The 12,979-nt window shown below is 44.5% G+C and carries 10 protein-coding genes and 1 pseudogene; 6 read left to right on the top strand and 5 right to left on the bottom strand.

What is annotated here, in order from left to right; translation table 11 throughout:
• Positions 1-66 precede the first annotated feature (66 nt).
• Positions 67-918, top strand: coding sequence for an aldo/keto reductase (locus EKN56_RS14785; RefSeq protein WP_130592487.1), 852 nt, complete (start codon positions 67-69; stop codon positions 916-918).
• Between the two features lie 126 nt (positions 919-1,044).
• Here EKN56_RS14785 and EKN56_RS14780 read toward each other — a convergent pair.
• Positions 1,045-1,385, bottom strand: a pseudogene (locus EKN56_RS14780) (LysR substrate-binding domain-containing protein); the annotation flags it as partial.
• Positions 1,386-1,732: 347 nt separating this feature from the next.
• Here EKN56_RS14780 and EKN56_RS14775 point away from each other — a divergent pair.
• On the top strand, positions 1,733-3,031 hold the full coding sequence (locus EKN56_RS14775) for an MFS transporter (protein WP_130592486.1): 1,299 nt from the start codon (positions 1,733-1,735) through the stop codon (positions 3,029-3,031).
• Between the two features lie 41 nt (positions 3,032-3,072).
• Positions 3,073-4,023, top strand: a complete 951-nt coding sequence (locus tag EKN56_RS14770) for an amidohydrolase family protein (RefSeq protein WP_130592485.1) — start codon at positions 3,073-3,075, stop codon at positions 4,021-4,023.
• Between the two features lie 140 nt (positions 4,024-4,163).
• Here EKN56_RS14770 and tkt read toward each other — a convergent pair whose 3' ends face one another.
• The 4 genes from tkt to EKN56_RS14750 all read right to left on the bottom strand — a co-directional run bounded on the left by tkt (position 4,164) and on the right by EKN56_RS14750 (position 9,181).
• Entirely contained in the window at positions 4,164-6,158 is a 1,995-nt protein-coding gene (gene tkt, locus EKN56_RS14765; RefSeq protein ID WP_130592484.1) for a transketolase, read from the bottom strand.
• Positions 6,159-6,254: 96 nt separating this feature from the next.
• The gene (gene tal, locus EKN56_RS14760) at positions 6,255-7,205 is read right to left on the bottom strand and encodes a transaldolase (protein ID WP_130592483.1); all 951 of its coding nucleotides are present in this window, start codon (positions 7,203-7,205) and stop codon (positions 6,255-6,257) included.
• Positions 7,206-7,287: 82 nt separating this feature from the next.
• Positions 7,288-7,746 carry a ribose 5-phosphate isomerase B gene (rpiB, locus tag EKN56_RS14755; RefSeq protein ID WP_130592482.1) on the bottom strand — a complete coding sequence of 153 codons (459 nt, stop codon included), beginning with the start codon at positions 7,744-7,746 and terminating at the stop codon, positions 7,288-7,290.
• A gap of 466 nt (positions 7,747-8,212) precedes the next feature.
• On the bottom strand, positions 8,213-9,181 hold the full coding sequence (locus tag EKN56_RS14750) for a sugar-binding transcriptional regulator (protein WP_130592481.1): 969 nt from the start codon (positions 9,179-9,181) through the stop codon (positions 8,213-8,215).
• A gap of 477 nt (positions 9,182-9,658) precedes the next feature.
• Here EKN56_RS14750 and EKN56_RS14745 point away from each other — a divergent pair, with 477 nt between their 5' ends.
• From EKN56_RS14745 to EKN56_RS14735, 3 genes are read left to right on the top strand one after another with little or no spacing between them, the layout of a single operon-like run.
• Entirely contained in the window at positions 9,659-10,924 is a 1,266-nt protein-coding gene (locus tag EKN56_RS14745) for an MFS transporter (protein WP_130592480.1), read from the top strand.
• A 28-nt stretch (positions 10,925-10,952) separates the two neighbouring features.
• The gene (locus EKN56_RS14740) at positions 10,953-11,966 is read left to right on the top strand and encodes a 4-hydroxythreonine-4-phosphate dehydrogenase PdxA (RefSeq protein ID WP_130592479.1); all 1,014 of its coding nucleotides are present in this window, start codon (positions 10,953-10,955) and stop codon (positions 11,964-11,966) included.
• Positions 11,967-11,980: 14 nt separating this feature from the next.
• Positions 11,981-12,979 carry a dihydroxyacetone kinase subunit DhaK gene (locus EKN56_RS14735; protein ID WP_130592478.1) on the top strand — a complete coding sequence of 333 codons (999 nt, stop codon included), beginning with the start codon at positions 11,981-11,983 and terminating at the stop codon, positions 12,977-12,979.

Genomic DNA, 12,979 nt, shown 5'->3' with positions numbered 1-12,979 from the left:
GGGGCTCTAATCGAATAAATAATTTTGCGTTATGCTTCTTAAACACAATGCTTTGAGGGTGATGTTATGCAAACAGTAAAACTGAATAACGGTGTTGAAATGCCTCTGTCAGGCTTTGGTGTCTTTCAGATGACAGATGCCGCAGAATGCGAACGCGCCGTTATTGATGCCATTGAAACCGGCTATCGCCTAATTGATACCGCGGCTTCCTACCAGAATGAAACTCAGGTAGGCAATGCGCTTAAACAGAGCGGTATTGCACGAGATGAATTGTTTATCACCACCAAATTGTGGTTGCAGGATACCCACTATGAAGGTGCAAAAGCGCAGTTTGAACGCTCTTTGAATCGTTTACAGTTGGATTATGTCGACCTGTATCTGATTCATCAACCCTACGGCGACGTTCATGGCGCATGGCGTGCGATGGAAGAATTGCATCAGGCTGGCAAAATTCGCGCAATTGGTGTCAGTAATTTCCACCCTGACCGTCTGGCTGACTTGATCGCATTTAACAGGATTGTTCCCGCTGTAAACCAGATTGAAGTGAACCCATTTAACCAGCAATTGCATGCGGTACCGTGGATGCAAAGTCGTGATATCCAACCGGAAGCCTGGGCACCCTTTGCTGAGGGGAAGAATGGCCTCTTCCAGAACCCGGTATTAGCCGCTATTGGCAAAAAATATGGTAAGAGTGTGGGGCAGGTTATATTGCGTTGGCTCTTCCAGCGGAGCATTGTGTCACTGGCAAAATCGGTACGCAAAGAACGCATGGCTGAAAATATTAATGTAAGGGACTTCGAACTTAGCAATCAAGAGATTTTAAAAATCAGTGCGATGGATACCGCAACCAGTGCTTTCTTCTCTCATCGTGATCCAGCCATGGTTGAATGGTTAACGGGGCGTAAACTTGATGTTTAATGGTTCAATAGAGGGTGAATTGCTCAGTGTTGAGAACGGTAATGTTATTGGCGAATGTTAGTTCATTTCCTTACCGGTTAGCCTGATCCGTTAATGTTTTATGGTTTGCCGTAATTCACAGGCCATTTACTCAGAATAACGCAAAGCATTAATCATGAGAGCAAAAGCAGGGGATGCTGTTTTCTGCTGGGGTAGTAAAGGTAATAGCCAGGAAAATTTGTACACCATTCTTCAAGAACCTGAATAAGCTCACCAGATCTGATCAAGCCCTGAACCATATCCTCCGGTATGCACGCAATGCCGAATCCTGATAATGCGGCGTCTATTCTCTCTGACAACAAATTAAATGTCAGTTGTTCTTCAACTCTGACGCGTAGCGGTTTTCCTTCTCTTTTGAACTCTCAGTGATACAGGTCACCGGGAGTAGGCATGCGCGTATTGATGCACCGATGGTGCTGTAGTTCATTCAGTCCATACGGTCTTCGCTGTACGCTTACCTTTGAACAATATACTCATCGAGTGCTTGTTTGGCATTAATACAAAAGATCTTATATTGAATATTTGATTGGTTAATTTTTATCTTCATTAAAAATATTCAATAGAGGTGGTTTTTGTTAACAAATTGAATTTAAATTAATTAATTTTTTTAAAAAGAATTGTATTTGAAGTTATTCACAATTTATTAAACAAAATTAGTCATTTCACGGCGTGTAATATAGCATCAGACTTCAATCAATTGATTAGTAACTGAACATATGATCAACATTAAAAAATAAAGTGTTCAACTGATTTATTTAATAAAAGGTGTGTTGCTATGACGACTCATTATCAAGGTATTGGACGGCGCTGGTTATTATTTATTCCTGTCGCTAGTATTATGTATATGTTGGCTTTTCTCGATCGAACCAACCTCTCTTTTATCTTGCCCTATATCGGTGAAGACCTGCACTTGACCAACAGTACTAAAGGGATGGCCTCTGGCATTTTTTTTCTGGGATATCTGATATTGCAAGTCCCGGCGGCGTTGCTGGCTGAGCGCTGGAGTGCGAAGAAGACAATTTTTATTTTAATGATTCTGTGGGGATTGGCGGCGATTTGGACAGGATTAGTTCAAACAACCAATGAGTTATTAGTTGCACGTTTTGTGTTGGGTGTATTTGAAGGCGGGGTGCAACCGGCAACCTTAGTTTTGTTACTCAAGTGGTTTCCCCAGCGTGAAAAAGCCAGAGCAAATGGATTCTGGTTATTGTGTATTCCTATCTCTGCGATTTTGGCCGCTCCGTTAACGGGATTCCTACTGGAACACTTTAGCTGGCGAACCGTACTGGTGATTGAAGGTTTTCCTCCTATCATTTGGGCTATTGTTTGGTATGTCATGGTTTCAGATTCACCGAGTAAAGTGTGGTGGATGAAACCCGGTGAGCGTCAATATATTGTTGAACAGATAGCGTTGGATGAAGCCCAGAAAAAAGAGACGTTGGCACAGGATTCTGCTCGCTATCGTGATGTATTCCGTAATCCTAAAGTATTAATTTTAATTGGAGCATGGTTTCTTTATTGTGCCGGATTCTATGGTTTTACCATGTGGCTACCGCAGGTGATTGCCAATATTTCTAACTCGACACCGGGCGTTGTTGGTGTATTAACAGCGATTCCTTATATTGTTGGTTTGATTGGTATGGCAACCATTGCTGTTCGTACCGATAAGCGCGGTTTGAGTAAAACATCCGCTGCTTTACCCCTGACAATTGCCGCGATTGCTTTACTGATTGGGCAGTTTTTTCCATCACCGGTTATTCAGTTCATTTTCTTATGTATCGTGGCGGCCGGTTTATATATTCATGGCGCTTTCTTTGCTTTACCTCCACTTATTTTACGTACCGATATTCTGGCGTTATCGCTGGGATTGATTGGCGGTATTGGTAATTTGGGTGGTTTTGTTGGGCCATATATTGTCGGTTGGTTTATCGATATAACCGGAACGACGATGGCTGGTTTTGCCATTATGGCCGGGGCGTTATTCCTGTGTGGTCTGGCTTTAGCGTCGGTTACGCCAAAAGTGAAAAGCTCACAGACCGAGCGCCAGCCTGACGCTATTCCCGAAGCAGAGTAAACATAACCCGATGCTTTAATGACTAACAAGTAGGGAAAAAAATGAAAACGATACATGAAAAGTTAGGGTTAGAAACAAAATCAGAAGGTATTACCCTAATCGATGCGCACCACCATTTGTGGAATCTGGATTTGCACCACTATCCATGGTTGAAAAACTATGATCCCAACACGTTTCTTGGTGATTATCGTTCATTGATTCGCAACTATTTACTGGAGGATTACGCAAAGGATAGCGCCGGGCATCGCATACTGGCGACGGTTCATTGTGAAGCTGACCATGATTATAACCATGAGGTTTCTGAAACTCGCTGGGTACATGAACAGGCAGAACGAACAGGATTTCCAAATGCCGTAGTGGCCCATGTTTGGTTTCATCACGATAATTGTGAAGAGATTTTAACGCAGCATAAACAGTTTCCATTATTACGCGGTATTCGGAGTAAACCCGTAACCGCATCCTGCTCTGAGCAAGCGGAAACGGTAAAAGGTGCAGCGGGCAGTATGCAGGATGAGAAATGGTTGACGGGTTTTGCTTTATTGGAAAAATACCAGCTGTCATGGGATTTACGTGTTCCTTTTTGGCATTTAGAGGAAGCTGCGCAAGTGGCCCGGGCTTTTCCGAATACTCGCATTGTGCTTAACCATATGGGATTTCCGTGGGATCGTTCTGAACAAGGGTTAGCATTGTGGCGCAAAGGGATGAAGGCGCTTGCGGCTTGCCCTAATGTTTATGTGAAGATCTCTGAGTTGGGGCTACGCGATCAACCCTGGACAGTGGAAGGGAATCGCGGCGTAGTGTTAGAGACGGTAGAAATGTTTGGTATTGCTCGCTGTATGTTTGCCAGTAATTTCCCTGTAGCCGGGTTACAAATTTCTTATCATGACTTGGTTAATAATATATCGGAAATTTTGTCAGGCTTTAGTCAGCAGCAACGAGATGCCTTTTTCTGGCAAAACGCACAGTCTTTTTACCGTATAGATTTATCCTGATATTCATATCTTACTGATAATAAAAAGCCTCGATGAGCAATCATCGAGGCTTTTATCTGGTTGTTGCTTCATCCTTAAATGTGTCTATACATCAAGAACTGTCCCATACTAAAAATTTAGTATGGGACATAGCGGCAACCTTATTTCAGTAGGGCATACGCATGCTTCAGTATGTTCTCAACGCTAAAGCCAAACTCGGCAAACAGCTGTTCAGCGGGTGCCGACTCACCAAAGCTGCGCATACCTATAATGCGCCCATTCAGGCCTACATACTTAAACCAGAAGTCCGCAATACCCGCTTCCACGGCCACACGTGCACTCACGCCGGATGGCAGCACGGATTCACGGTAAGCCGCATCCTGACGGTCAAACACTTCGGTACAAGGCATCGATACCACCCGAACTTTACGGCCTTCTGCGCTCAGCGTATCTGCCGTTTCCACCGCCAGACCCACTTCTGAGCCGGTAGCAATCAGAATTAATTCCGGAGTGCCGACGCAGTTCTTCAGTATATAGCCACCACGGGCTACATTTGCCAGTTGTTCAGCCGTACGCGGCTGCTGTAACAGATTCTGACGGGAGAAAATTAGCGCGCTTGGGCCATCCAAATGCTCGATGGCCGCTTTCCACGCGATAGCTGATTCAACCTGATCGCATGGACGCCAGGTATTCATATTTGGCGTTAAGCGCAGGCTAGCCATTTGTTCTACCGGCTGGTGAGTCGGGCCATCTTCACCTAAGCCAATCGAGTCGTGCGTATAAACAAACACACTGCGGATTTTCATCAAGGCAGCCATACGGATGGCGTTACGAGCGTACTCCATAAACATCAGGAAGGTTGCCCCGTAAGGAATAAAACCACCGTGCAGAGCCAAACCATTCATTATGGCCGACATGCCGAATTCACGCACGCCGTAGTGAATGTAGTTACCCGCCAGATCGTCAACAATGGATTTAGAGCCGGACCACATAGTCAGGTTACTTGGAGCCAGATCGGCAGAGCCGCCGAGAAATTCTGGCAACAGTTTACCAAAGGCTTCCAGCGCATTCTGCGATGCTTTACGACTGGCGATATTGGCAGGATTAGCCTGAAGTTGTTCGATATAGGCCAGAGATTCATTTGCCCAGTTTGCGGGGAACTTATGTTCAACACGACGCTTAAACTCTGCCGCTAACTCAGGGTGGGTTGATGCATAATCAGCAAACTGCTGTTGCCACGCCTGTTCTTTGGCCTGACCGATCGCTTTCGCATCCCATTGCGCATAAATATTTTGTGGAATAACAAAAGCCGGGTGTTGCCAGCCTAATGCCTGACGCGTTGCCGCAACTTCCGCTTCACCCAGTGGTGCGCCATGGCTATCGTGCGTACCGGCTTTATGTGGGGAGCCAAAACCAATGACCGTTTTACATATTAATAAAGAGGGTTTGTTGGTTTCCTGACGCGCCAGCTCCACAGCCTGACGAATAGCGTCCGCATCGTGGCCATCAATGTCGCGAATAACCTGCCAGCCGTAAGATTCAAAGCGCATCGCTGTATCATCGGTAAACCAGTCTTCAACATGACCATCGATGGAAATACCATTATCATCATAAAAGGCAATCAGTTTACCCAGCTTCAGGGTACCGGCCAGTGAACAGGCTTCATGAGAAATCCCTTCCATCATGCAGCCATCGCCCATAAAGGTATAAGTGTAGTGGTCAACAATATCGTGGCCGGGGCGGTTAAATTGTGCTGCCAGCGTACGCTCGGCAATCGCCATACCTACGGCATTACAAATGCCCTGACCCAGCGGGCCGGTGGTGGTTTCTACGCCTAGCGTATACCCATATTCCGGATGGCCCGGCGTGCGGGAATGTAGCTGACGGAACTGTTTCAGGTCTTCAATGGACAAATCATAACCGGTGAGATGCAACAGGCTGTAAATCAACATGGAACCATGACCGTTAGACAGTACAAAACGGTCGCGGTTGACCCAGTTTGGGTTGGTTGGGTTATGGTTTAAGAAATCGCGCCACAGAACTTCAGCGATATCAGCCATGCCCATCGGGGCTCCGGGATGACCGGAATTAGCCTTTTGTACTGCATCCATACTCAGGGCCCGAATAGCATTCGCTAGTTGTTGATGAGAGGACATTGTTAGCTCCATTGGGGTAAACGATATCCAGAGTAAAATAGAACAACAGCGATACTTGTCTATTTACTCTGGAAGGTTAGTTGGTTAATAAGATAATTAAAGTCGTGCCGCCAGCATGGTTTCCAATTTCTCCTGATCTGCTGCAAACTGGCGCAAGCCTTCAGCCAGTTTATCTACTGCCATTGGGTCCAGCGTGTGCTGCCAACGAAATTCAGCTTCAGTCATTAAGCTTGGGCGATTTAATACATCATTGGTGGGGGAGAGCTTAAGCTCTACGGGCTGATTATTTTCTTGTAGCTGTTCTAACAGGCCCGGAGAAATGGTTAATCGGTCGCAACCCGCTAATGCCAGAACTTGTTCCGTGCGGCGGAAGCTGGCTCCCATAATTACTGTTGGATAACGGTGCTGCTTGTAGTAGTGATAAATATTCCTGACGGAGATAACTCCGGGGTCGTTATCCGCCTGATAATCTGCCGTTGGTTGTTTTGCCTGATACCAGTCATAAATTCGACCGACAAAAGGTGAAATCAGATAAACGCCGGCTTCAGCACAGGCTCTTGCCTGAGCAAAGGAGAAGAGCAAGGTAAGATTACAGTTGATACCTTCGCTTTCCAGCTCTTCAGCAGCGCGGATCCCTTCCCAGGTGGCGGCCAGCTTAATTAAAATGCGTGACTTATCGATGCCTGCTTTTTCATACAGCGAAATCAGTTTGCGCGCTTTAGCAACGCATAAACCGCGATCGAAAGATAAACGGGCATCAACTTCAGTTGAAATTCTACCGGGAATACTTTTAACAATTTCAGCACCAATATAAACGGCAAGCCGATCGCTGGTATTAATCAATTGGATATCTTTGCTGCCGCCTTGTTTTTTTGCATCGTTAATGGCTGCCTCGATCAGATATTCGTATTGTGGTAGCTCTGAGGCTTTAAGAATCAAAGAGGGGTTGGTGGTGGCATCAATTGGAGAAAAACGGCGGATAGATTCGAGATCGCCACTGTCTGCGACAACCGTTGTGACTTTCTTTAGTGCATCGAGTTGGTTCATAAGGGATTTCCTTTAATCGTCTATAAACCGTTGTCCGGCTCCGCATGATGAATATCGGGGAGCCGGAAATCACAGCATCAGATTAATTTTGCTGCATTTTTTGTTCGTAATAGCTGATTTTATCAACTTTAGGTCCTGAACTTTTTCCGTCGAACTCAGAGTCCAGCCAGTTTTCAACAATATTTTTGGCAAGCTCAAGGCCAATGACGCGAGCACCCAAAGAGATGATTTGTGCATTATTACTTTTTCTGGCGCGCTGTGCTGAATAAGCATCATGACACTGAGCGGCGCGAATACCCGGAACTTTATTCGCTGTGATACTCATGCCAATCCCGGTTCCGCAGATTAATATTCCACGCTCATGTTTGCCGGCTTTAATCGCTTGAGCAACGTCTACGGCAATATCCGGGTATACCGTGGGTTCAGGATGCTGATCGCAGCTGTAATCAATAACGGCAATGCCTTTTTGTTTTAAAAACTCAACAAGTTGGTTTTTCATCTCGATGGCAGCATCATCACAGCCGATAGCAATCGGTAACATATTTCACCTCTTAACATATTAAACGGTTATTCAGTTGTTCATTTTTATTGTCGCAATACTTCAATCGCTAGCCGGGCTAAGGGCATGACGATTGCCTGATTGCAGTAAAAATGAGCGCTTAACAAAAGTTCAATCACCGTTCCTTTGTTACATACTTATCCTTTTCATATGTTAAGTCAATAAACTTATGTTCATATAAATGCCTGTTTTTGTCTTTTTTGAGTTTTTAAGGCTGGGGAAGCAGGTCTTAATCGCTTTAAATCAGCCTGTATTACTGATTTAAAGTGGAGGGAAAGGGTTTTGTAACCGACGTATAGCGAAAACTGTTCAATAGTTTCCTAAATGTTCTTATGTCCAAAAAGATCGGCAGGTTTTTGCTGATAGAGAGGATTTATTGGATAGATAAAAAAATACCGACTCAAAAACAGGTTTGAATCGGTATTTAATCAGACCATACAGGCAAGTATTATTGCTGCTGCAGCATATTCAAAATAGTACGGGCATTGGAAGCGCTAGTGGCAATAATATCAATGGCACCGGTACGCAGAGCACCTAAAATAGCCAGCGCCTTCGTGCTTTCTGAGGCGATGGCGATAACACAAGGCATTTGGCGTAGTTCTTCCGTGCTAAGGCCAATAACGCGATCGTTCATTACAGTGTTTGCTGGTAGCCCTTGAGCATTAAAGAAATCATATCCGGCAATTTCTCCCGTAACACCCTGATGTAAGCTGGCGTCAACGATTTCTTGTGGGGTAAACCAACCCAGCTTCACCATATAGCTATTTTCATTCATATCACCAATACCAACGAGTGCGATATCGGCTTTACGGGCACGGTCCAGCGTTTCTTTAATGGTGCCATTTTGCATAAATGCTTCTTTTAATGCACGGTTTTCTACATAAGCAGGGGCATAAAGAGTTTCACTGGTTCCTCCGAATTTTTTCGCCAGACGTCGGCTGATATGGTCGGCGTTAATCGCGTCTCCGGGGCGATGGGTGCCGCCAATCCCACAAATAAACTTACAGCTTCGTTCCGGCACCATACTGACATGATCGGCTACGGCAGCAATATTGCGCCCCTGACCAACGGCGAGGACGGTATTGTCCTTTAAGTTAGTTGCCAGATAGTTAGAAACCAGAGAGGCAACCTGACGCCGTTGTTCATCTTCATCCTGATGGTCCAGGGCGATGAGGGCTCGTTTCAGGCCAAAATGTTCAATCAGTTGTTGTTCTAATCGGGTACTGAACACCGGGTGATAGCGCACAGTAATCTCAACAATGCCTTCAGATTTAGCCCGTTTAAGTAAACGACCAACCTTGATTCTCGATATACCGAACTTATGAGCAATCTCTTCCTGGGTCATTTCATCCTGATAATAAGCAACGGCAATTTCTGTCAGCAGTTCATTATCATGAGGAACAGTTTGTTTTTCCATTGAGTTCATGCCTTTTAGTTAATCATGATAATAATAACATTATGTTATTACATGGATTCTAATGATAGCGATCTTACTTAATTGGGCTTATTAGAACATTTGTTACTCATGATGAATAGAAATTTTTCATTTGTTCTGGTTGCGTACTTTTTATTATCTTCAGTAAAAACGATTCAGCTCACGAAATTAGAAATATAAGCCAATAAAAAGGACAGAATGCGATCTTTGTCTTTTTTTATTGCTTAATTTTTGCTGATATAGATGAACAAAAGTTTTGCATTTGTTCTTTTGTATTATTGAGGGCTAACAATAATACGGCAGTAGTAGTCGAAATAAGGAAAGCATTCCCTAAAGCTACGCAAAACAATAAGCGGAGGAAACCGAGCTTGTTAATTTGCAAAAGAAGAGAAACGGCTTCAGGTATGCCAACCCACTAATAAATCTTACCGATTAATAAAAGCGGTTTAGGGGAAGACTATGTTTCAACTAAGAGCCAGAACAAAGATACTCGCATTATTCTGTGTCATGTCTTTTTTAATGTATGTTGACCGAGTGAATCTGGCTGCAACAGCTGGGTTGATTAAAGATGAACTCGGGCTAAGTAATACAGAATTAGGTGTTATTTTTTCTGCATTTGCATACACCTACGCAATATTCCAGATAATTGGTGGCTGGTTTGTGGATCGCCTTGGCGCTCGCAGAATGATCATTTTTTGCGGAGTCATATGGGTGATCGCGACGGTATTAACCGGTTTTGTGGGCGGTTTTATTTCTCTCTTTATGGCGCGTCTGCTTCTGGGCGTAGGTGAAGGGGCTGCATTACCCTCGCAAGCTCGTGCAATTACTTACTGGTTTAAGCCTCAGCAGCGCGGTTTTGTTCAGGGGATCACGCACTCTTTCTCGCGTTTAGGTAATGCCATTACACCACCCATTATTGTTGTATTAGTTGCCTTCTGGTCATGGCGTGGTGCATTTATCAGCCTGGGGATTATCACATTTATTTGGTTAGTATCATGGATTATTTCATTTAAAGATGACCCAAGGGACCATAAAGACATTACGGCAGATGAATTAGACGGCGTACCAGTCTATGAGAAAAAGGATCTTAGTATAAAAGCAGAGCCAACTCCCTGGGGCCCGTTATTAAAAAGAATGGGACCTACTATGGGGGTTTATTTCTGCTATGGCTGGACAAGTTGGCTGTTTTTTACCTGGTTACCAACATTTTTTATGCACGGAAGAAATATGGATCTGAAATCATCGGCGCTGTTCACGGCTGGCGTTTTCTTATCTGGCGTTGTTGGTAATACCGTTGGTGGGCTAGTTAGCGATCGCGTGCTCAAAAATACGGGCAACGTGGTTACCGCCAGACGCAATATTATTATTTTCAGTTTTATTACGGTTTTGCTACTGCTTATTCCCGTGATTAATACCCAGTCACTCTTAGTGATGACCATTTGTCTGAGTGTGGCGTTCTTTTGCCTGGAGTTAACCATTGGTCCAATTTGGGCGGTGCCTATGGATATCACGCCAAAATATGTCGGGATTGCCAGTGGGTTAATGAATGCGGGGTCTGCCGTAGCGGGAATTATCTCGCCTATCGTTTTTGGCGTGATTATCGACAGAACAGGAAACTGGAGCTTGCCGTTCTACGGTTCAGTGGTGCTGTTGGTTGTTGGTATTTTCCTTACTTTCTTCATGCGTCCGGATATTCAATTACGTGTGCCGGAAAATAAATTTTGATTTAACCAAAAATAAATAGGTAATGATTATGACAATTCCATCAATAGCATTAATACTTGGCGATCCTGCAGGTGTAGGCCCTGAGTTAGTGGCGAAAGTATTATCAAAACAAGAGAATCGTTTAAAGGCTAATATTGCCATTATCGCCGATAAGGATGAGCTGGAAAAAGGGATGAAAATTGCCAATTGTCGCTTTTCTTATGAAGAAGCGGACGATATTGCCAATGTCATTTTTAAACCCGGTGTTCCGGTCCTGTTCCAACATAAAAACAGCCACCCTGCGCCATTTGAGTACGGTGTTGCTACCGAGCAAAGTGGTGTCTATATGCTGGAAACCCTGAAGCGTGCCGTAGAGATGACTCAGGCAGGTTTCACTCAAGGTATTTGTTTTGCCCCTCTCAATAAACAGGCGATGCATAAAGGTGGATTGAAACACCGTGATGAACTTCACTGGTTCGCCGAATTAACCGATTTTAAAGACTTTGCCTGTGAATTAAACGTGGTGGATAACATCTGGGCGGGTCGCGTTACTTCGCATATTCCGTTTAAAGATATTGTTGCTAATCTATCCATTGAAAGCGTTGTAGATTGTATTGAGCTGATGCAGAAAACATTAGTTCAGGCAGGCATTGCTCAACCCAAAATTGCCGTTCAGGCATTAAACCCACATGGTGGTGAAGGCGGGTTATTTGGTGATGAAGAACAGACCATTATCAAGCCAGCAATGGAGCTGGCTAAAGCAAAAGGGATTGATGTTTATGGCCCTTATCCTGCGGATACCACCATTAAGGCAGTTCAAGATCTTAAATTGGATGCCGTTGTATCTATGTATCACGACCAGTTTGCCACTGCGTTAAAAATGCTGGGATTTGAACGAGGTGTGACAGTTCAGGGTGGCGTGCCAATTCCTATTGCAACCGCTAACCACGGCACGGCTTATAACATTTATGGTCAGAATCTGGCTTCGCCACTGGCGTATGAAAATGCGCTGAGTATCACCGTTAATATGGCAAAAAATGTCCTTCTGGTAAGTAAACAATAAAGGATGATGTTGAGATGAGTATCAGAAAACCTAAAAAACTGCTTAACGATCCGCATAACGTTCCCGAAGAACAACTGGAGGGTTTGATTGCTGCCAGCGGTGGAGATATGCAAAAAGTTGAAGGCTTTTGTGCCACCGTACGTCGCGATATTCCTGATAATCAGGTTATTGTTTTAATTGGCGGAGGCAGCGGCCACGAACCGATGTTTGCTGGTTATGTGGGTAAAGGCTTAGCGGATGCCTCTGCGTTGGGTGAAATATTCACTTCGCCATCACCTGATATCATTATTGCCGCTGTGCAAGCGGCAGATCGTGGTAAAGGGGTGCTATTCGTTTATGGCAATTATGCTGGCGATAATATGAACTTTGATATTGCCGCAGAATTACTGGAAGAAGAGGGGATTCCAAGCCGGACAATCCGGGTTACCGATGATATCGCTATTGAGAAGAAAAGCGATCGCCGGGGTGTTGCGGGCGACATGATGGTGTTGAAAATTGCGGGTGCCGCTGCATCGCAAATGAAGGATCTTGATGAAGTTCATCGCCTGGCCGTTAAGGCGAATGATAATACGCGTTCTATGGGCGTTGCATTATCCGCATGTTCTTTACCGCTAAATGATGGCTTTAACTTTGAACTGGCTGATGATGAATTAGAGTTGGGAATGGGGATCCACGGTGAGCAAGGCGTTCGTCGTCAAAAGATGGTGACTGCAGATGAAATTGTGACCGAGATTGTTGAACGTTTATGCGCTGATTTACCTTTCAAGGCTGGCGATCGTGTGAGTTTGCTAATTAATAACCTCGGTGGTTCAACTGTGACGGAATTATTAATAGCTAACCGAAAAGCGCATCAGTTACTGAATGAACACGGGATAATTATTCACGATACCTTAGTCGGTAGCTTCTGTACCGCGCAGGAAATGTCAGGATATTCCATCACGCTAATGAAGCTGGATGATGAGTTACTTCCTTTGTATGACGCCCCTTGCCACAGTTTTGCTTGGAGAAAATAA

The sequence above is a fragment of the Limnobaculum zhutongyuii genome, from assembly GCF_004295645.1.
GTDB lineage: Bacteria > Pseudomonadota > Gammaproteobacteria > Enterobacterales > Enterobacteriaceae > Limnobaculum > Limnobaculum zhutongyuii.
Note: the sequence above shows the minus strand (reverse complement) of the source record. Positions and strands in the feature narration are given on the sequence as shown.